The sequence below is a fragment of the Neorhizobium sp. DAR64860/K0K1 genome, assembly GCF_050500205.1.
Lineage (GTDB): Bacteria > Pseudomonadota > Alphaproteobacteria > Rhizobiales > Rhizobiaceae > Neorhizobium > Neorhizobium soli.
In genome coordinates, this window is the sequence record NZ_CP191459.1 from 899,552 (window position 1) to 920,001 (window position 20,450).

Below are 20,450 nucleotides of genomic sequence, written 5' to 3' on the forward strand. Positions count from 1 at the left end.
GTTCACCCCTCCCGATACGTCATTCGACGTATACGTTTTTGCGGTGCAGCAGCCGATAGTCCGGTTAAGCAACGGTTAAATCTCCGGTTGCTTGAACGAACAAGAAGAGGGGTTCGACCAATGACATTCAGGGTGAAACTTACCGGCGCGCTGCTTGCCGCTGCCATGTCCGCCACGGCGCTTTCGGGCGCATTCGCTGCCGACGATACGATCAAGATCGGCGTTCTGCATTCGCTGTCCGGTACGATGGCGATTTCCGAGACGACGCTGAAAGACGCCATGCTGATGATGGTGGAAGAGCAGAACAAGAAGGGCGGCGTTTTGGGCAAGAAGCTCGAAGCCGTCGTCGTCGATCCGGCCTCCGACTGGCCGCTGTTTGCCGAAAAGGCCCGCCAGCTGATTTCGCAGGACAAGGTTGCAGCCGTCTTCGGTTGCTGGACCTCGTCGTCGCGCAAGTCGGTTCTTCCGGTCTTCGAAGAACTGAACTCGATCCTGTTCTACCCGGTCCAGTACGAGGGTGAAGAATCCTCGCGCAACATCTTCTACACCGGTGCCGCTCCGAACCAGCAGGCCATTCCTGCGGTCGATTATCTTGCCAAGGAAGAAGGCGTCCAGCGCTGGGTTCTCGCCGGCACCGACTATGTCTATCCGCAGACGACCAACAAGATCCTCAAGGCCTATCTGATGTCGAAGGGCGTCGCCGAGGCCGACATCATGGTCAACTACACGCCGTTCGGTCATTCCGACTGGCAGACCATCGTCTCCGACATCAAGAAGTTCGGCTCTGCCGGCAAGAAGACCGCCGTCGTTTCCACCATCAACGGTGATGCCAACGTGCCGTTCTACAAGGAACTCGGCAACCAGGGCATCAAGGCCGAAGACATTCCGGTCGTGGCCTTCTCGGTCGGCGAAGAAGAACTCGCCGGTCTCGACACCAAGCCGCTGGTCGGCCATCTCGCCGCCTGGAACTATTTCCAGTCCGTCGATGCCGAGGTCAATGCGTCCTTCATCAAGGAATGGCACGCCTTTACCAAGAACGACAAGCGCGTGACCAACGATCCGATGGAAGCCGCCTATATCGGTTTCCAGGCCTGGGTTAAGGCCGTCGAATCCGCCGGCACGACCGATACGAACGCGGTTCTGGACTCGATCATCGGCGTTTCGGTGCCGAACCTGTCGGGTGGCTATTCCACCGTCATGCCGAACCACCACATCACCAAGCCAGTGCTGATCGGTGAAATCCAGGCCGATGGCCAGTTCGAAATCGTCCAGGAAACCCCTGCCGTCGTCGGTGACGAATGGTCGGATTACCTGCCGGACTCCAAGAACCTGATCTCCGATTGGCGCAAGCCGATGTCCTGCGGCAACTTCAACGTTGCAACCGGCAAGTGCGGCGGCAAGGGCGGCAGCTGATCCAGTCTCGGCCATAGTTAAGGTTGCCCCTCACCCTAACCCTCTCCCCGCAAGCGGGGCGAGGGGACTTGGGCACGCGAGAGCGTGACCGGGGGGCGGTGAGGGCGTGACGATCATCCTTTTCCCCGCTGGCGGGGAGAAGGTGCCGGCAGGCGGATGAGGGGCGATCGAGCCCTCCGCCCCACGCGGCCATCCGGGGGACAAAGATATGCCTATCCGTTTTTTCACGCTGATTTTTCTGATCTTTTCGTTTGCAGCGCCCGCCCTTTCGCAAGGGGCTGATCCGAAGCCGCTGTTTAACCAGCTCGCCGATGCCGATTTCGGCCAGGCTGAATCGATCGTCGCACAGATCGCCACCAGCGGCGATATCCGCGTTGTGCCGGCGCTCGAGGCTTTTGCCGAGGGTGATCTCTATTTCCGCAAGGCCGACAAGGCCGTGTTCGTGGCCAAACCCGCCGGTTCGCAGCTGGATCTGATTGATCCGGTGACGGCGGAAAGCGCTGGCCAGGTCGCGAAGGGTGCCGTCACCAAGATCCGCGTCAACAATACGCTGCGGCGCGCCATTCGTGCAGCGCTTGGCGGCCTGACGCTGATGAGCCCGGATCGCGGTGTCCGTCTTGCCGCAGCCGATGCGATCCTTTTGTCGCCGAGTGCGGAGGCGCTCGATCTGGTCGAGGCTGCCATTGCCAAGGAAACCGACCGCGACGTCAAATTCCGCATGGAAGAGGCGCGCGCCGTCTCGGTGCTCTCCTCCGACCGCTCGCTCGACGAAAAGCGTGCCGCGATCCAGACCATGGGCAATCTTGGCGGGCGAAGCGCGCTCGGCATCCTCAGTTCGGTCTCGTCAACGATCGATCCGAGCCTGAAGGGCGATCTCGATGCGGCGATCAAAGCCATCCAGAACGAGCAGCAGCTGTGGGATCTGGCCCAGAACGTCTGGTACGGCGTGTCGCTCGGTTCCGTGCTGCTCTTGGCCGCCATCGGGCTTGCCATCACCTTCGGCGTGATGGGCATCATCAACATGGCGCATGGCGAAATGGTCATGCTCGGCGCCTATTCCACCTATGTGGTGCAGGAGGTGATCCGCAGTCACGCGCCCGGCCTGTTCGACTGGTCGCTGACGATTGCGCTGCCGGTCGCCTTTCTCGTGACCGGTGCCGTTGGCTTCGTCGTGGAGCGCGGCATCATCCGCTTTCTCTATGGCCGGCCGCTGGAAACCCTGCTCGCCACCTGGGGCGTGTCGCTGATCCTGCAGCAGACGATCCGCTCCATCTTCGGCCCCACCAACAAGGAAGTCGGCAATCCGTCCTGGATGTCCGGTTCGTTTCCGCTCGGCGGCATGACGATCACCTGGAACCGCATGTGGATCGTGATCTTCTCGCTGTCGATCTTCTTCGCGCTGCTGGTGGTAATGAAGAAATCCGCCTTCGGCCTCAACATGCGCGCCGTCACCCAGAACCGCCGCATGGCGTCGTCGATGGGCATCCGCACGCCATGGGTCGATGCGCTGACCTTCGCGCTCGGCTCCGGCATTGCCGGTATCGCGGGCGTCGCGCTCAGCCAAATCGACAACGTCTCGCCCAATCTCGGCCAGAGCTACATCATCGACAGTTTCATGGTCGTGGTGTTCGGTGGCGTCGGCAATCTCTGGGGCACGCTGGTCGGCGCTCTCTCGCTCGGGGTGCTCAACAAGTTCCTCGAACCCTCGGTCGGCGCCGTTCTCGGCAAGATCCTGGTTCTGGTTCTGATCATCCTCTTCATCCAGAAACGTCCGCGCGGTCTGTTCGCGCTCAAGGGAAGGGCGATCGAAGCATGATTACCGGCTTCATTCTGCGTGCACTCGAAGGCAAGATCGTCGTCGCGATCGCCATCCTGCTCGGCGTCGCCATTCTGGTGCCGGCGCTCAATCTCCTGACGTCGCCCGACAGCGCGCTCCACATCCCGACCTATGCGATGGCGCTGATGGGCAAGTATCTCTGCTACGCGCTTCTGGCGCTGGCGCTGGATCTGGTCTGGGGCTATTGCGGCATCCTCTCGCTCGGCCACGGCGCGTTCTTTGCGCTCGGCGGCTATGCGATGGGCATGTATCTGATGCGCCAGATCGGCTCGCGCGGCACCTACGGCAATCCGCTGCTGCCCGATTTCATGGTCTTCCTCAACTGGAAGGAACTGCCGTGGTTCTGGTACGGGTTCGATCACTTCGCCTTTGCGATGCTGATGGTTCTGGTCGTGCCCGGCCTGCTTGCCTTCGTCTTCGGCTGGTTCGCCTTCCGCAGCCGCGTCAACGGCGTCTATCTCTCGATCATCACCCAGGCGATGACCTACGCGCTTCTGCTTGCCTTCTTCCGCAACGACATGGGGTTCGGCGGCAATAACGGCCTGACCGATTTCAAGGAAATCCTCGGCTTCAACGTGCAGGCCGGCGGCACCCGTGCAGCCCTGTTTGCGATGTCGGCCATCATGCTCGCTCTCTGCCTGCTGGTCGCCTCGGCCATCACCCGGTCGAAATTCGGCAAGGTGCTGGTCGGCGTGCGCGATGCGGAAAGCCGGGTCCGCTTCCTCGGGTTCCGGGTGGAAAACATCAAGCTCTTCACCTTTGTCTTATCGGCCATGTTTGCCGGCATTGCCGGTGCGCTGTTCGTGCCGCAGGTCGGCATCATCAATCCGGGCGAATTTGCGCCTGCCAACTCGATCGAAGTCGTCGTCTGGACGGCGGTCGGCGGCCGCGGCACGCTGATCGGCCCGATCATCGGCGCCATCCTCGTCAATGCCGGCAAGAGCTATTTCACCGGCGCCTTCCCGGAGATCTGGCTGTTTGCGCTGGGCGGCCTGTTCATTGCCGTCACGCTGTTCTTGCCGCGCGGCATCGTCGGCACCATTCAGCACGGCTTTGCCGGGCGCAGGGCGCTGAAAGCAGCGGTGGAGGCGGAAAAGGGCAGGGATGCCGGGGCAGTCCCGGTCGCCCGACAGGTTCAGGCAGCGGAGTGAGACGATGAACACGATTGCCGAAACACGCACCAAAAGTCTGCTCTATCTCGAAGACGTCTCCGTCTCCTTCGATGGGTTCAAGGCGATCAATTCGCTGTCGCTGGTGGTCGAGCCCGGAGAACTTCGCGCCATCATCGGCCCGAACGGTGCCGGCAAGACGACGATGATGGACATCATCACCGGCAAGACGCGGCCCGATACCGGCCGGGTGATCTTCGAGGACACGATCGACCTCACCAAGAAGGACGAGGCCGATATCGCCCAGCTCGGCATCGGCCGCAAATTCCAGAAGCCGACCGTGTTCGAAAGCCACACCGTGTGGGACAATCTCGAACTGGCGCTCAACCGGTCGCGCACCGTGTTCGGCACGTTGTTCTATACGCTGTCTGCCGACGACAAGGCGCGCATCGAGGAAATCCTCGAGACGATCCGCATGTCCCACCGCAAAAACGAATATGCCGCCAATCTTTCGCACGGCCAGAAACAGTGGCTTGAGATCGGCATGTTGCTCGCGCAGGAACCGAAGCTGCTTCTGGTCGATGAACCGGTCGCCGGCATGACGGATGCCGAGACATCCGAGACCGCCTTGCTGCTGAAAGAAATCGCCAAGACCCGCTCGGTCGTGGTGGTGGAACACGACATGGGCTTCATCCGCGACCTCGGCGTCAAGGTGACGTGTCTCGCGGAAGGATCGGTGCTGGCCGAAGGGTCGATCGATTTCGTGTCGAACGATCCGAAGGTGATTGAGAATTATCTGGGACGGTGAGGTTTTATGCAAAGCTTCGCATCCCAAAAAATCCCCTCCCCACCCTCCCCACAAGGGGGAGGGCTTAACCCAGCTCGACCGTTCTCCCGTACGGCAAGGCGGTGCCGCGAGTCTTCTCCCCCTTGTGGGGGAGATGGCCGGCAGGCCAGAGGGGGTTTTATCCTGTCCTGAATTCACGGAGGCCCCCATGCTGACAGTCGAAAACGTCAATCTCCATTACGGTGCGGCACAGGCCCTGCGCGGCGTGTCGATCAAGGCGGATATGGGCAAGATCACCTGCGTTCTCGGTCGCAACGGCGTCGGCAAGTCGACGCTGTTGCGCGCCGTCACCGGGCAGCATCCGGTGTCAGCGGGGACGATCAGCTTTCAGGGCGAGACGTTGAACGGGCTTGCACCCTATCACCGCGCCAGGCACGGCATCGGCTATGTGCCGCAGGGGCGCGAAATCTTCCCGCTGCTCACCGTTCAGGAAAACCTGCAAAGCGGTTACGCACCGCTGGAGCGCAAGGACAAGTTCATCCCGGACGACATCTTCGCGCTGTTCCCGGTGCTCAAATCCATGCTCGGGCGCCGCGGCGGCGATCTGTCCGGCGGCCAGCAGCAGCAGCTGGCGATCGGGCGGGCCATGGTCACGCGGCCGAAAATCCTGGTGCTGGACGAGCCGACCGAAGGCATCCAGCCGTCGATCATCAAGGATATCGGCCGCGCCATCCGCTACCTGCGCGACAGCACCGGCATGGCCATCCTGCTGGTCGAACAGTATCTCGACTTCTGCCGGGAGCTGGCAGATCATGTCTATATTATGGATCGTGGCGAGATCGTGCACGAAGGCGCCGCTGAGACACTGGATACGGCAGAAGCAAGGCGACACCTAACTGTTTAGGGGTCAATGTTTGCATGGCTTCTATTCGTTAACGCGGTTTCAAAGCCTGGGCCTGTGTGCTAGATGAACAGCAGATGAACGCATCTTCCGAACATCGTAGATAACCCCCGCACCCCATGATGAGGCGCTGATGGTCTTTGAACGCATTGTTGGTTCTCGTTCCCGCTCCGCCCTTCGCGCTACCGCGACCGGAGCGTTTTTCTTGGCCGCAGGTGCCGCTTTTGCCGGCTGTGGCCAGCCTATGACGCCGGGTCTCCACCCGGTCACCATCGAGACCGACGGTATCGAACGCCAGGCCGTCTACTTCGTGCCGTCCTCCTATACAGGCAAGGACAAACTGCCCGTCGTGTTCGATTTTCACGGCAGCAACTCCAATCCGGTCGGCCAGTTGAAGCGCTCTTCCTGGGACAAGGTTGCCGAAAAGAACGGGTTTATCGCCGTGGCGCTGCAAGGCAGCCTGTCCGGCAAGGCGCCGGGCACCTATGGCTGGAACGTTCCGCATGTGCAGGTCAGCCAGGCTATTCTTCCCAATGGCGCCCAGGGCGGCCAGGACGAGATCGCCTTTATCGAGGATGCCGTCGAAGAGGTGAAGGATGACCTCTGCGTCGATCCGAACCGGATCTTTGCCTCGGGTTATTCCGGTGGCGGCCGCATGCTGTCGGCCTATGTCTGCTCCGGTCAGGACGATTTCGTCGCGGCAGGTTTTGTGAATTCGCTGCGCGCCGGTCGTCCCGTCGAGACCGATGGCAAGTGGGGGCCCGATGCCGCCAACTGCAATCCGGCCAAGCCGATCTCGATCGTGGCCTTTGCCGGCGAAAAGGATTCGCAGAACCCCTATGCCGGCGGCGGCAGCGCCTATTGGCAGTATGGTTTCAAGACGGCGATCAAGCGCTGGACCGATCTCGACGGCTGCAAGGGCAACGGCAACGCAAAGACTGTCGAAGGCGTCACCTACACCATGTACGGCACCTGCACCAACGGCGCCCGCATCGCCACCTACGTGTTCGAAAAGGGCACGCATGACTGGCCGAGGCCTTCCGAAGCCCGGGAAGCGGTGATGGCTGCCGCCAAGGATGGCGTTGCCGGTGTCACCAAGGTTTCGAGCGTCGTGCCGGCCAAGCCTGCCTTCGACGCCAATGTCGATCCGGCTTTCCGCATGTGGGATTTCTTCTCGAAGGCCGACACGACGGATATGGTCGCCACGGCCGCGCCTGCGAAATCCTCCGGTGGTTCGAAGTCTGGCACGACTGTTGCGTCTGACTGCTCGACACAGATCAACATGCAGGACACGACGTGCAGCAGCATTCAGCCGACGACACCCCGCCGCAGCGGGCAAGGGGTTCGGGACGCCTTGTAACCAAGGCGTTTGCCGGGCGCACACGGCTTGACCAGTTCTTCCAGGAAGGCTGCGCAAAAATACGCCTTCCGGAAACCTTTTCGCCTGAAATGGAGGCGATCCTCATCAACACGTCAGGGGGACTGACGGGCGGCGACGTGATCGATTGGTCCGTCGCCGCATCCGATTCCACCCGCCTCTCGGTCACCACGCAGGCCAACGAGAAGATATACAAGGCAGCCGCAGACACTGCCTCCGTCTCCACCCACATCACCGTCGGCGAAAACGCTTCCGTCCACTGGCTGCCGCAGGAAACCATCCTGTTCGACCGCGCCTCGCTGACGCGAAGGCTCGATGTGGATCTCGCCGAAACCTCCGAATTTCTCGCGGTCGAAGCCGTCATCCTCGGTCGCAAGATGATGGGCGAGGCGGTCAATCTCGGCTTCTTCCGCGATCGCTGGCGTGTCCGGCGCGCAGGCTCGCTCATTCATGCAGAAGAAATGCGTTTCGACGGCGAGATCGCGAGACTGGCGGAAGCAGCCGCCGTCCTTTCCGGCCAGGTCGCTTTCGCAACGCTGTTCTATTCCGGACCGTTGGCAGAAGCTCTGTTTCCGAAGCTGCGGGACTGTCTCGGACCCACATCCGGCGGGGCCAGCTTCTTCAACGACAAGATCGTTGCGCGTCTCACCGCACCGACCGGGTTCGAGCTCAGAAAAATCCTGGTACCGGCAATTTCCGTATTGCGTAACGGCGCGCCAGTGCCGAAAGTCTGGAACATCTGATTTGTCATTGATGACGCCGATTGCGGGAAGCCCATGAACCTCACCCCACGCGAAAAAGACAAGCTTCTGATTTCCATGGCCGCGGTCGTTGCCCGTCGTCGCCTGGAGCGGGGCGTCAAGCTTAACTATCCGGAAGCGATCGCGCTGATCACCGACTACGTGGTGGAAGGTGCCCGCGATGGGCGCTCCGTGGCCGCTTTGATGGAAGAGGGCGCGCATGTCATCACCCGCGACCAGGTGATGGATGGCATCCCCGAAATGATCCACGACGTGCAGGTGGAAGCGACGTTCCCGGACGGAACCAAGCTCGTCACCGTGCACGAACCGATCCGCTGAGGAGTTCGCCATGGCTCTCGAACTGCGCCCCAACTGCGAATGCTGCGACAAGGATCTCGCGCCCGACAGCCGCGAGGCGATGATCTGCACGTTCGAATGCACCTATTGCATCGATTGCGCTACGAGCGTGCTTGCCGGTATCTGCCCGAATTGCAATGGTGAACTGGTGCGTCGTCCGGTGCGCCCGGCTGCTGCACTCGTCAACAATCCGGCCTCGACGGTGCGTGTTCTGAAGGCCGAAGGCTGCCAGCCAAAATTAGCATTGAGCGCCTGAGGAGGTGGACCATGATACCCGGTGAAGTCTTTACCGTTGCAGGCGAGATCGAACTCAATGTCGACGCCCCGACGATCTCGATCGAGGTTTCCAATACCGGCGACCGGCCGGTGCAGGTGGGCAGCCACTACCATTTCTTCGAGATCAATAACGGACTTGCGTTCGTTCGCGACAAGGCGCGCGGCATGCGGCTCGATATCCCCGCCGGCACCGCCGTTCGCTTCGAACCGGGTCAGACCCGGTCGATCACGCTGATCCCGCTGTCCGGCGCCCGCAAGGTCTACGGGTTCCAGCAGAAGATCATGGGTGCCCTATGAAATCGCTGGCGCTTCTGGCCGCCTGTGGCTGCGTGCTCCTGATCGATGCTCCGGCATCCGGCGAGGACAGGCCGGACGTGGACTGCGACAACGCCCAGGTCCAGATGGAACTGACCTACTGCGCCGAGCAGGAATTCATCGCCGCGGACAAGCTTCTCAACACTCAATACAAGAAGACCCGCGACCTGATGCGGGCCCGTGATGCGGATGCCGATCCCTCCACGGCAGGTGCGGAGAAAGCCCTCGTCGCAGCGCAACGCGCCTGGGTCGCCTACCGCGACGCCCAATGCGCCTCCTACGGCTTCCAGGCCCGCGGCGGCTCGATGGAACCGATGCTGATCTATGGCTGCCAGGCGGGGCTGACTGCGAAGCGGACGGACGAGCTGAAGGAGCTGACGGAAGAGGGGAACTGAGCCTTTTTTGCGCCAGAAGCGACATTGGTTAGGCAGGAATTTTTGCGGTAAACTAGGCGCTTTCGATAGCGCCGGAGCACGATAATGGGCAGGTTCGAAGCCAAAACATCGACGGATGGAGAAGCAACGATCCCGGTCGAGGTGCGTCAGGCGCTCGGCCTGAAGCCTGGGGGCTCGCTGCAGTTCATCGTTGATGACGAGGGCAAGGTCACCGTCGAGGCGAAGAAGAGCGATCTCGCGCATTTGCGCGGCATCTTCGGCAAGCACGACGGCCCGCCAATGGATATCGAGGAGGCGATCACAGAGACGGTCGCCCGCCGAACGTCTCCCAGTCGCTCGGAGGATGATCCTTGATCGGTCTCGATACCAATATTCTTGCTCGATATTTTCTGGACGATGACCCTCTTTGGTCGCCACGGGTGGCGCAATTTTTTCACGAAAGACTTTCCACGAGCCGGCCGGGGTTCATCAATCCCATCACGCTGGTTGAACTCGTCTGGGTACTTCGTCGCAAAACCGGTTACGATCGCGAACGACTGGCCAGCCTTATCGAAGGACTTATCTCGTCCGATCGTCTTGTCATCGGCGACGCTGATGCGGTGGTCAGAGCGCTTGCGTCGTTCAGGACGGGAACTGCCGGTTTTGCGGATTACTTTATTGCCGAACTCAACACGGCTGCCGGCGCGTCACCAACCGTGACACTCGACCACGCCGCCGCCAAGAACATGCCTTTCATTCTGCTTTCTCAGGAAGTCTGATCCATGCCCTACAAAATGTCCCGCGCGTCCTATGCTTCCATGTTCGGCCCGACCACCGGTGACAAGGTGCGGCTTGCCGATACCGAACTCATCATCGAAGTCGAGAAGGATTTCACCGTCTATGGCGAGGAGGTCAAGTTCGGCGGCGGCAAGGTCATTCGTGACGGCATGGGACAGAGCCAGGCAACGCGGGCCGAGGGCGCTGTCGATACTGTCATCACCAATGCGCTGATCGTCGATCACTCCGGCATCTACAAGGCCGATGTCGGTCTGAAGGACGGCCGGATCCATGCGATCGGCAAGGCGGGCAATCCGGATACGCAACCGGGCGTGACGATCATCGTCGGACCATCCACCGAGGCGATTGCCGGCGAAGGCAAGATCCTGACCGCCGGCGGCATGGATGCGCATATCCATTTCATCTGCCCGCAGCAGATCGAGGAAGCGCTGATGTCGGGCATCACGACGATGCTTGGTGGCGGGTCGGGACCGGCGCACGGTACGCTTGCAACGACCTGCACCGGCGCCTGGCATATCGAGCGCATGATCGAGAGCTTCGACGCGTTTCCGATGAACCTCGCGCTGGCCGGCAAGGGCAATGCCTCGCTGCCGGCGCCTCTCGAGGAGATGATCCTTGCCGGCGCGTCCTCGCTGAAGCTTCACGAGGACTGGGGCACGACGCCGGCCGCTATCGACAACTGCCTGACGGTTGCCGATGCCTTCGACGTGCAGGTGATGATCCACACCGATACGCTCAACGAAAGCGGCTTCGTGGAAGACACGATCGGCGCCATCAAGGGCCGCACCATCCATGCCTTCCACACGGAAGGGGCCGGCGGCGGTCACGCGCCTGACATCATCAAGATCTGCGGCAATCCCAACGTCATTCCGTCCTCGACCAATCCGACGCGGCCCTACACGATCAACACGCTGGCCGAACATCTCGATATGCTGATGGTCTGCCACCACCTGTCGCCGTCGATACCGGAAGACATCGCCTTTGCCGAAAGCCGCATCCGCAAGGAGACGATCGCTGCCGAAGACATCCTGCACGATATCGGCGCCTTCTCGATCATCTCGTCGGACAGCCAGGCGATGGGCCGCGTCGGCGAAGTTGCCATCCGCACCTGGCAGACGGCCGACAAGATGAAGCGCCAGCGCGGCCATCTGGCCGACGAAACCGGCGACAACGACAATTTCCGCGTCAAACGCTATATCGCCAAATACACGATCAACCCCGCGATCGCGCACGGCATCAGCCATGAAATCGGCTCGGTCGAAGTCGGCAAGCGCGCCGATCTGGTGCTCTGGAGCCCTGCCTTTTTCGGCGTAAAGCCGGAAATGGTGCTGCTCGGCGGCTCGATTGCGGCAGCACCGATGGGTGATCCAAACGCATCGATCCCGACGCCGCAGCCAATGCATTATCGCCCGATGTTTGCAGCCTATGGCAAGCTGCGCACCAATTCCTCCGTCACCTTCGTCTCCCAGGCATCGCTCGATGGCGGCATCGTCGGCAGGCTGGGGGTCGCAAAAAAGCTATTGGCTGTGCGCAACACCCGTGGCGGCATCTCGAAAGCGTCGATGATCCACAATTCACTGACGCCGCATGTGGAGGTCGATCCGGAAACCTACGAAGTGCGCGCCGATGGAGAGCTCCTCATCTGTAAACCGGCAACGGTCCTGCCGATGGCACAGCGGTATTTCCTGTTTTGATGGAATACCTTGACGGAACCGTCGCATGAGGAAGCTTGCAAGACGGTTCCTGCTGGCAATCCCGCTCATCGCTATCCTGATCATGCTGGCGGTCGCCGTCGGCACATTCGTGCCGCGGCCTTTGTTTGCGCCGGATCGCCCGGTCGCTGGTGAAAACACGCGCCGGATCCTGGTGCTTTCCAATCCGATCCATACGGATCTCGTCATTCCGCTCGATGCGGAAACGCGGGCGTCTTATGCGTTTCTGGAAGCATCAGGAATTCCCGTCGCCGATCCCGCGGCAGAATGGCTGGTGATCGGCTGGGGAGGGCGGTCCTTCTATCTGGAAACGCCGACCTGGGCCGATCTCAAGCCGATGCCCGCATTCCGCGCGCTCACCATCGATTCCTCGGTCATGCATGTTGATGTCGCCGGCGGCATCGACGAAACGCATCCGGCCGTGCAGGCGTTCGAGCTCGATGCCGACCAATTCCAGGCGATGTCCGACTTCATTCGTGCCAGTTTCGTAGAGGTGGATAACAAGGTCGTACCCATCCCCGGGGCAGGCTACGGCGTCTATGACCGCTTCTTCGAAGCGCATGGATCGTTCAACGCGCTTGTCGGCTGCAACACCTGGACAGCAAGGGCGCTGAGGGCGGCGGGGCTACGCACGGGGCTGTGGAATCCGCTGCCGCAACTGCTGGCGCTGTCGCTCCGACTTTACAACTGACGACATATGTTTTCGGCCTCTGATTTTGCAGCCGGGAGCGTAACTAGGCCTTGTGCCGAGCGTCACGCTTGGTGATTATGCCGCCTTCAAGGAGACTTTTCATGCAGCATATCCATTCCTATCGTCCCGCCGGTGAAATCAGCGATCCGCCGGTGGATGTCGTCACCTTGCCGCACGATCTGCGGCACCTGCGCCGCAAGCTGCTGCATTTGTCGAATGGTGACATGGTGATGCTCGATCTCAAGGAAGCCGTGCTGTTTCACCATGGCGACCGGCTGGTGCTCGAAAACGGGGATACGGTGGAAGTTCAGGCGGCGCCGGAAAAGCTGTTCGAGGTCAAGGCGCGCGATCCGCTGCACCTGATCGAGCTTGCCTGGCATCTCGGCAACCGGCATCTGTCGGCACAGATCGAGGAGGGTCGTATCCTCATCCTGCGCGATCACGTCATCCGTTCCATGCTGCAGGGCCTCGGCGCGACCGTCACCGATATCGAAGAACCCTTCCAGCCGGCCCGTGGTGCCTATCACGCGCATGGCGGCCACGATCACGGCAGTCACGGTCATCATGCCCATGACTGAACCGGCATGACGGAAGGCGTGGGTGTGCAGGGACAGCTTGGGCAGGGGCTCGATACGAAGGCTCTGCTCCGGCTGATGGCGTGGCTGTCCCCAGCGTTCCCGATCGGCGGCTTTGCCTGGTCGGGCGGGCTGGAACGCGCGGTGGCGGATCGGCTGGTGACATCGGTGCCCGATCTCACATCCTGGCTCGAAACCATTCTCAAGCACGGTTCGCTGTGGAACGATGCGGTTCTGTTTTCGAGCGCGTTCGAGGCTGTCGATCAGCGGGACGCGTTGCAGGACCTGTCCGAACTCGGTCTGGCGCTGGCAGGTTCCGCCGAGCGTCATGCGGAAACTCTGTCGCTCGGTCAGGCCTTTGTCACGGCAGCGATCGCGTGGCCGCATCCTGTGCTGCAGCTTTTGCCGAAGCAGGTGCCGTTTCCGGTTGCGGTCGGCGCCATCGCTGCGGCCCACGGCGTGCCGAAGACGAGCGCCATTGCTGCCTATCTGCATGCGGCGGTGTCGCAGTCGGTCTCGGCCGGCATCCGGCTCGGGGTTTGTGGGCAGGCTCATGGCGTCGGGATACTCGCTGGTCTTGAAGCTGTGGTCGGCGATGTCGCGGAGAAGGCGCAAGGCGCGACGCTCGATGATCTCGGCGGTGCCGCCGTGCAGGCGGAGATCGCTTCGCTTCGCCACGAAACACAGCACTCGCGGCTGTTCCGCTCGTAGCGACCGGGATAAGCTACTCCAGCAATCGAAAGGAATGTCCTCATGAAATCGGCAAACGGACCGCTTCGCGTCGGGATCGGCGGGCCGGTCGGCTCCGGTAAGACGGCGCTGACCGAAAAGCTCTGCAAGGCGATGCGCGACAAATATTCGGTCGCCGTCGTCACCAACGATATCTACACGAAAGAGGATGCCGAAGCGCTGGTGCGGATGCAGGCGCTGTCGTCGGACCGGATCGTCGGCGTCGAGACGGGCGGATGTCCGCATACGGCGATCCGCGAGGATGCGACGATCAATCTTCAGGCGATCGCCGGTCTCAACGAGCGCATTCCCGATCTCGACATCGTGTTCATCGAATCCGGCGGCGACAATCTGGCGGCCACGTTTTCTCCTGATCTCGCCGATATCACAATCTACGTGATCTCCACCTGCCAGGGCGAGGAAATTCCGCGCAAGGGCGGGCCTGGTATCACCCGCTCCGATCTCCTGATCATCAACAAGAAGGATCTGGCACCCTATGTCGATGTCGATATCGACGTGATGGACAGGGATGCTTCGCGGATGCGCGAGATGAAGCCGCATGTCTTTACCGACCTCAAGCGCGGCGAGGGCGTCGAGCATGTGGTGCGGTTTCTGGAGACCCACGGCGGGCTGTGAGATCGCAATGACGAGGTCTGCGGTTTCCTCACCCTTTGAGGCAAGCCATGCTGACGCGAGTGGCCGGCCTGCTCAGACCGGCCTCCCGGGTTACTTGCTTCGACGGTTCAGATTTCCCGCAGCGCCTGTACGTCCACCACCTGGATGATGCGGCCGCGAACCGTGACGCCTGTCTTGCGCAGGGACGAAAAGGCGCGCGACAGGGCTTCGGGAGCCAGTCCCAGCATGCCGGCGAGCAGGCTTTTCTGGAACGGCAGGCGGATCGCTGCTGGTCCACCGTCAACCGGGCAGCGGCTGAGAATGTAGTTTGCCACCCGTTGCGGCGCCGTGAACAGCCGGTCGTTGGCAACACAGTCCATCGTGCTGATCAGATGACGCGACAGGGTCGTCATCACGGCGCGGGAAATACCGGGATCCTCTTCGGCCAGATCCTTCACCGTCTGCAGGTCGAAACGCACCAGCGTGCAGGTCTCTGCGGCCTGGGCGAAAAAGGGATACTTCCGGTCCGCATAAAGCATGCACTCGCCGAACGTATCTCCCGGTGCGGAAATGCGGATATCCGCATCGCGCCCGTCTCGGCTCAGCCGGTAGAGGCGGACATAGCCATTCAGCACACAGTAAAACGCTTCGGCACGTTGGCCCTCTCGCACGATGAGGTCACGGGCGGACACTGTCTCGACACTCATCGCCGACAGCATCTTGACCAGCGAGTTACCGGTCAGGCCGTGCATGAAAGGCGTTTTCATGAGAACCGCGCGGTCGCGATTGTTGAGTTTGATGTCGCCGTTGCCCATGTCCGTTCTTCTTTTCTGGCGGGGAGCTTCCTAGAATGTAATTATTCTAAATTAACACGTGCTCCGAAGCGCGTTTTGACGTCGATCAAATCGTCCAAGATTCTTTGCGGTCGGGATGCGCTTTTGCATTTCCGCACCCTTCGACGTCTTCTGCCCCACCCGGAATCGCTTGCTCGGACCGGTGATTTTACTCCGCAGCCATAGGCGGAAGCCGCAGGACCTTGGCGCCGCCAGAGGCGCTGAGCATATCGTGGTCGATGCCGTTTTCGCGTTCCAGCCGGCGAAGCCGCTCTCCGAGGTCACGGTTCTCCTGGGTCAGTTCCTCGTTGGAAAGGCCGAAATCCTCCTCTTCTTTCTTGCCGACCAAGCGACCGAAGATCCGCCCGAGCAGGCCGGAAAGATCGTCCATAATGAGGAAGAAGGCGGGGACAACGAGGAGCGACAGGACGGTGGAAACGATGATGCCGCCGATCACGGCGATTGCCATCGGGGCGCGGAACGATCCGCCTTCGCCGATACCCATCGCCGAGGGCAACATGCCGGCCGACATGGCGATAGACGTCATGATGATCGGGCGGGCGCGCTTGCGGCCGGCTTCGACCATCGCGTGAACACGCTCCAGTCCGTGGCGTTTCATCTCGATGGCGAAATCCACGAGCAGGATGGCGTTCTTCGTGACAATCCCCATCAGCATCAGGATACCGATCAGAACCGGCATCGACAGCGCGTTCTGGGTGACGATCAGCGCCACCGCCACGCCGCCGATCGCAAGCGGCAGCGAGAATAGGATGGTCAGCGGCTGGATGACGTCCTTGAACAGCAGGATCAGCACGACCAGAACCAGAAGCAGGCCCATCAGCATGGCATTGCCGAAGCTCTGGGTCATTTCCGCCTGCACCTTGGCGTCGCCGCTTTCGGCCAGCCGAACGGATGGCGGAAGGTTGGTTTCGTCGACGATGCGTTTGAACTCGGCCGACGACGTGTCGAGTGCCGTGCCGAAGGGCACATCCGAGCCGATCGCCACGACGCGGTTGCGGTCGTTGCGCGTGATCGAGCTCGGGCCTTCCGAATAATCCACGTCGGCAACACTGGTGAGTGGCACCGTGGCACCGCTTGCGGTCCTCAGCTTCAACGCCTTGATCGCTGCTAGATCACGCCGCACATCGAGTGAGGTCTGGACACGGATCGGGATCTGCCGGTCATCCAGGTTGATCTTGGCGAGATTGGCGTCGATATCGCCGATGGTCGCGACGCGCACCGTTTCGGAGATCTGCTGCGGCGTAATGCCGAGGCGCGCGGCTTCCGCCATGCGCGGACGGATCTGCAGTTCCGGCCGGGGCAGGGCGCCGTCGGAGGAAACATTGGCAAGGATCGGCGAAGCGCGCAGGCGCGATTCCAGGAGCCCGATCGCATCGTTCAGGTCCGCCTCGTTGTCGGAGAGGAAGTTGAACGCTAGTTCGCGCTCGGCACGGTCGTTGACCTTCGAGATACGCACGTCCGGGATATCGCGGATTGCGGCAAAAATGTCCTTTTCCACGTCCCATTGCGGACGGGTACGGCCATGTTCTTCCATTTTCGGCAAAGAAGAGCCGATCAGCGGCAGGCTGCCCAGCCCCTTGTTGACCAGCGTCTTGATCAGCGAATGGTCGATGTTTTCGAGGATGACACGAACGGTCGAACGACGCAGTTCGAGATCGCCCTTGGGCGATGCGCCACCGAGCACGAAGACGCTTTCGACGCCGTCGATATCGCGAACCGCGCGGTCGATCTTTTCAGACGTCTCGGCGGTCTCTTCCAGTGTCGCATTGGGCGGCAGCTCGACGGAGAGAACGACGCGCGAGGAATCGTCGGGCGGCAGGAAGCTGCCGGGCACCTTGCTCAGCAGCATGAGCGAGCCGGCGAGGAAGGCGATGGCGCCAAGAAGCGTCGCATAGCGCCAGTACCATTTGCGGGTCGTGCCGGTGACGAGGCGCGTATAGGCGCGCATGATCCAGCCGTCATTGTCGTGATGGTCTTCCATCCCGTCTTCGGCGCGCATCAGATAGGCCGCCATCAGCGGCGTGATCAGGCGCGCGACCGCCAGCGAGAAGAAGACCGAGAAGGCGACGGTCAGGCCGAACTGGATGAAATACTGTCCGGGAACGCCCGGCATGAAGGAAACGGGCACGAACACGGCGATGATGGTGAAGCTGGTCGCGATGACGGCGAGCCCGATTTCGTCGGCCGCCTCGAGTGCGGCCTTGTATGGCGTCTTGCCCATCTTGATATGGCGGGCGATGTTTTCGATCTCGACGATCGCGTCATCCACCAGAATACCGGTCGCAAGCGTCAGCGCCAGGAACGAGACAAGGTTGAGCGAGAAGCCCATCAAGTCCATGACCCAGAAGGTGGGGATCGCCGACAGCGGCAGGGCGACGGCTGCGATCAGCGTTGCGCGCCAGTTGCGCAGGAACAGCATGACGACGATGATGGCAAGGATCGAGCCTTCCACCAGCGTGTGAAGGGCTGCTTCGTAATTGCCGTAGGTGAAATAGACGGAGTCGTCGACCATGGCGATCGCAACGTCTGGATGCGCCTTGCGCACGCCGTCGAGGCTTTCCGCCACGGTTTCGGCGACGGAGACTTCGCTTGCACCCTTCGCGCGGAAGACGGCGAAGGTGACGGCCGGCGTGCCGTTGAAGCGCGAGAAGGATTTCTGCTCCTCATAGGTATCGGTGACGGTGCCGAGTTCCGACAGCCGCACGAAACGATTGTTGGAAAGGCTGATCGACGTCTCGGCCAGTTGCGCCACATCGCGGGCATCGCCGAGCGTTCGGATCGTCTGTTCGTTGCCGGCAACCTGGCCGCGGCCGGAGCCGAGATTGACATTGGTGCCGCGGATCTGCTGGTTCACGTCGGCCGCCGTGATGCCATAGGCATCGAGCTTGGCGGGATTGAGCGAGACGCGCACTTCGCGATCGGAGCCGCCGTAACGGTCGATCCGGCCGATCCCGGCCTGGCCTTCCAGCGCCCGCGTCACCGTGTCGTCGACGAACCACGAGAGTTCCTCGAGCGTCATGTTGGGCGATGAGACGGCGAATGTCTGGATCGCCTGTCCTTCGACATCGACCTTGGTGACGATCGGTTCCTCGATGCCGGCCGGCAGGTCGCCGCGGATCTTGTCGATCGCGTCCTTGGTATCCTGCACCGCTTCCGGCGTGGGCTTTTCGATGCGGAAGACGACGACCGTCTGCGACTGGCCATCGGTGATGGTGGACTGGACTTCGTCGATGCCGCTGATCGAGGCGACGGCATCCTCGATCTCCTTGGTCACCTGTACTTCCAGTTCGGCAGGCGATGCGCCGGACTGGACGACGGTGACGGAAACAACGGGCACGTCGATATTCGGGAAGCGGGTGATCGGCAGCGCATAGAAGGACTGGATGCCGACGTACAGCAACAGGGCAAAGCCGAGGAGCGGTGCGATCGGGTTGCGGATGGACCAGGCGGAGAAGTTCATCTTCGCGTCCTCAATTCGAAACGGCGGCGGGCGGGGCCCGGTCAGCTTCGGCCTTGTCGGCGCCAGCCTTTGAGCCCGGCAGGACCGGGTTGATCTTGTCGCCGTCGCGCACGAATGCGCCGGCCTTGGCGACGACCCGGTCGCCCTCGGCAATGCCACTGACGATCTGGATGAAGCCGCCGTCCTGAATGCCGGTTTCTATCTTGACCTGCTTGACGGTATCGCCGTCCACCTTGCGGGTGACCGAGCCCGACGGCGCGGTGGTCACGGCCGAGAGCGGCAGGGCCAGCGCCGTCGTTTCGGTGATGACGATCTCCGCACTGCCATACATGCCCGATCGGGCACCACTCTCGTCATCGACGACGATATGCACGGCGCCGAGGCGGGTGGTCGCATCGACGGAGGGCGAAACGATCCGCACCTTGCCTTCGATCTTGCGTGTGCCGCCGGCAATGGTGATGATCGCCTTCTGGCCGAGCTTCACCTTCTGGATGTCTGTTTCCGAAAGATCGGCCACGAGTTCGATCGCGCCGTCCTTGATGATGGTGAAGAGCGGTTCGCCGGCGCCGGCGGCAATCGCGCCGATCCGCGCATTCTTGGCCGTGACGACGCCATCAACCGGGCTTTTGACGCCGGTGCGGGCAAGGTTGAGGTCGACGTCCTTGATCTGCGCATCGACGACCTTGACGTCGGCCTCACCGACGGAAACGGCCTGTTTCGCCGCGTTCAGCCGTGCTTCGGCGACTTCAACCTGAGCCTGCGTCTGTTCGACCTGGCTCTGGCTGCTCGTGCCGTTTTGTCCGAGTTTTCTGGTGCGGTCGCGCTGGCGGATGGCGTCGGCCAGATTGGCTTCGGCCTCGATCACCTGCGCCTTGTATTGCGCGACGCCGGCCTCGGCTTTGGCCCTGTTTGCCTCAAGCTGGCTTTTTTGCAGAATGAGCGAGTCGTCGTTGAGGGTTGCGAGAACCGCGTCCTGCTTCACCTCGTCGCCGACATCGGCATCGACGCTGCGGATAGAGAGACCGTCGACCAGAGGCTGGATGTAGATTTCCTCGATCGGGCGGATCGTACCGGTCGCGATGACCCGATCGGTCATGGGGCGGGTTTTGGCCTCGGTCACGATGATCGACGGAAGGTTCTTCTGCGGTGCGGTCGGCTGTGCTTGCTGCGCCAATGCCGGAAAGGCGAGGAGCGTGATCAGGGCAGGGGCGAGGGACGCCGCCAACAACGCGAGCTTTGACGAAATGCGAAACATGCGACGACTTCCGATGCACCAGAGGGTCTTTATTTCGCTGTCCGGGATCCGCGCCCCTCCCTGCGCAGTTCCTGATGAGGTGGTGACGACCCAAAGCCGCCACAAGTCCGTCACCCGACAAATTCATGTCCCGTGTTTTTACGGCTTCCGTCGCCGCAAATCAATCTGCTCGCGGAAATGCCAAGACCAAGATCAGTGATGGTTACCGCTCCATAAAATATGCCCGGCAGCGCGCCGGGCATATACTGTTTTCGGCAGGTTAGATCGGCTCGAT

The 20,450-nt window shown here is 61.5% G+C and carries 21 protein-coding genes; 18 read left to right on the forward strand and 3 right to left on the reverse strand.

Going from position 1 to position 20,450, the window contains the following annotated elements:
* Positions 1-120 precede the first annotated feature (120 nt).
* From urtA to ureG, 18 genes are all read left to right on the forward strand, one after another.
* Positions 121-1,413: an urea ABC transporter substrate-binding protein gene (urtA, locus tag ACQY1J_RS08975; protein ID WP_113165718.1), complete on the forward strand. Its 1,293-nt coding sequence runs from the start codon at positions 121-123 to the stop codon at positions 1,411-1,413.
* 208 nt (positions 1,414-1,621) lie between these two features.
* Positions 1,622-3,229: an urea ABC transporter permease subunit UrtB gene (urtB, locus tag ACQY1J_RS08980; protein ID WP_430251224.1), complete on the forward strand. Its 1,608-nt coding sequence runs from the start codon at positions 1,622-1,624 to the stop codon at positions 3,227-3,229.
* Complete coding sequence (urtC, locus tag ACQY1J_RS08985) at positions 3,226-4,401, forward strand: urea ABC transporter permease subunit UrtC (RefSeq protein WP_430251225.1); 1,176 nt, start codon at positions 3,226-3,228, stop codon at positions 4,399-4,401. The genes urtB and urtC overlap by 4 nt, the downstream gene beginning before the upstream one ends.
* 4 nt (positions 4,402-4,405) lie before the next feature.
* On the forward strand, positions 4,406-5,167 hold the full coding sequence (gene urtD, locus ACQY1J_RS08990) for an urea ABC transporter ATP-binding protein UrtD (RefSeq protein WP_430242822.1): 762 nt from the start codon (positions 4,406-4,408) through the stop codon (positions 5,165-5,167).
* A gap of 187 nt (positions 5,168-5,354) precedes the next feature.
* Positions 5,355-6,050, forward strand: a complete 696-nt coding sequence (urtE, locus tag ACQY1J_RS08995; protein ID WP_430251226.1) for an urea ABC transporter ATP-binding subunit UrtE — start codon at positions 5,355-5,357, stop codon at positions 6,048-6,050.
* Between the two features lie 202 nt (positions 6,051-6,252).
* On the forward strand, positions 6,253-7,407 hold the full coding sequence (locus tag ACQY1J_RS09000; RefSeq protein ID WP_430251227.1) for an alpha/beta hydrolase family esterase: 1,155 nt from the start codon (positions 6,253-6,255) through the stop codon (positions 7,405-7,407).
* Positions 7,344-8,168, forward strand: a complete 825-nt coding sequence (locus ACQY1J_RS09005) for an urease accessory protein UreD (protein WP_325262017.1) — start codon at positions 7,344-7,346, stop codon at positions 8,166-8,168. The genes ACQY1J_RS09000 and ACQY1J_RS09005 overlap by 64 nt, the downstream gene beginning before the upstream one ends.
* A gap of 33 nt (positions 8,169-8,201) precedes the next feature.
* Positions 8,202-8,504 carry an urease subunit gamma gene (locus ACQY1J_RS09010; protein ID WP_062455242.1) on the forward strand — a complete coding sequence of 101 codons (303 nt, stop codon included), beginning with the start codon at positions 8,202-8,204 and terminating at the stop codon, positions 8,502-8,504.
* 10 nt (positions 8,505-8,514) lie between these two features.
* Positions 8,515-8,778 carry a DUF1272 domain-containing protein gene (locus tag ACQY1J_RS09015; RefSeq protein WP_113109899.1) on the forward strand — a complete coding sequence of 88 codons (264 nt, stop codon included), beginning with the start codon at positions 8,515-8,517 and terminating at the stop codon, positions 8,776-8,778.
* Positions 8,779-8,789: 11 nt separating this feature from the next.
* Positions 8,790-9,095, forward strand: coding sequence for an urease subunit beta (locus ACQY1J_RS09020; RefSeq protein WP_430251228.1), 306 nt, complete (start codon positions 8,790-8,792; stop codon positions 9,093-9,095).
* Positions 9,092-9,508 carry a lysozyme inhibitor LprI family protein gene (locus ACQY1J_RS09025; RefSeq protein WP_174196334.1) on the forward strand — a complete coding sequence of 139 codons (417 nt, stop codon included), beginning with the start codon at positions 9,092-9,094 and terminating at the stop codon, positions 9,506-9,508. Before ACQY1J_RS09020 ends, ACQY1J_RS09025 begins: the two co-directional genes overlap by 4 nt.
* An 84-nt stretch (positions 9,509-9,592) precedes the next feature.
* Complete coding sequence (locus ACQY1J_RS09030; protein ID WP_062455249.1) at positions 9,593-9,862, forward strand: AbrB/MazE/SpoVT family DNA-binding domain-containing protein; 270 nt, start codon at positions 9,593-9,595, stop codon at positions 9,860-9,862.
* Positions 9,859-10,266, forward strand: a complete 408-nt coding sequence (locus ACQY1J_RS09035; RefSeq protein ID WP_113109901.1) for a PIN domain-containing protein — start codon at positions 9,859-9,861, stop codon at positions 10,264-10,266. The genes ACQY1J_RS09030 and ACQY1J_RS09035 overlap by 4 nt, the downstream gene beginning before the upstream one ends.
* 3 nt (positions 10,267-10,269) lie before the next feature.
* Positions 10,270-11,979 carry an urease subunit alpha gene (gene ureC / locus ACQY1J_RS09040; protein ID WP_430251229.1) on the forward strand — a complete coding sequence of 570 codons (1,710 nt, stop codon included), beginning with the start codon at positions 10,270-10,272 and terminating at the stop codon, positions 11,977-11,979.
* 25 nt (positions 11,980-12,004) lie between these two features.
* Positions 12,005-12,688, forward strand: a complete 684-nt coding sequence (locus ACQY1J_RS09045; RefSeq protein ID WP_430251230.1) for a TIGR02117 family protein — start codon at positions 12,005-12,007, stop codon at positions 12,686-12,688.
* A 101-nt stretch (positions 12,689-12,789) separates the two neighbouring features.
* Complete coding sequence (gene ureE / locus ACQY1J_RS09050) at positions 12,790-13,266, forward strand: urease accessory protein UreE (RefSeq protein WP_430251231.1); 477 nt, start codon at positions 12,790-12,792, stop codon at positions 13,264-13,266.
* Positions 13,267-13,272: 6 nt separating this feature from the next.
* The gene (locus ACQY1J_RS09055) at positions 13,273-13,974 is read left to right on the forward strand and encodes an urease accessory protein UreF (RefSeq protein WP_430251232.1); all 702 of its coding nucleotides are present in this window, start codon (positions 13,273-13,275) and stop codon (positions 13,972-13,974) included.
* A 42-nt stretch (positions 13,975-14,016) separates the two neighbouring features.
* A complete protein-coding gene (ureG, locus tag ACQY1J_RS09060) occupies positions 14,017-14,628 on the forward strand; it encodes an urease accessory protein UreG (RefSeq protein ID WP_430251233.1) in 612 nt (203 codons plus the stop codon).
* Between the two features lie 107 nt (positions 14,629-14,735).
* Here the strand turns inward: ureG and ACQY1J_RS09065 are convergent, their stop codons facing one another.
* The 3 genes from ACQY1J_RS09065 to ACQY1J_RS09075 form a co-directional block, all read right to left on the reverse strand.
* Positions 14,736-15,422 carry a Crp/Fnr family transcriptional regulator gene (locus ACQY1J_RS09065; protein ID WP_062455259.1) on the reverse strand — a complete coding sequence of 229 codons (687 nt, stop codon included), beginning with the start codon at positions 15,420-15,422 and terminating at the stop codon, positions 14,736-14,738.
* Positions 15,423-15,609: 187 nt separating this feature from the next.
* Positions 15,610-18,921, reverse strand: coding sequence for an efflux RND transporter permease subunit (locus ACQY1J_RS09070; RefSeq protein ID WP_113165708.1), 3,312 nt, complete (start codon positions 18,919-18,921; stop codon positions 15,610-15,612).
* Between the two features lie 10 nt (positions 18,922-18,931).
* The gene (locus ACQY1J_RS09075) at positions 18,932-20,176 is read right to left on the reverse strand and encodes an efflux RND transporter periplasmic adaptor subunit (RefSeq protein ID WP_082472011.1); all 1,245 of its coding nucleotides are present in this window, start codon (positions 20,174-20,176) and stop codon (positions 18,932-18,934) included.
* Positions 20,177-20,450 lie beyond the last annotated feature (274 nt).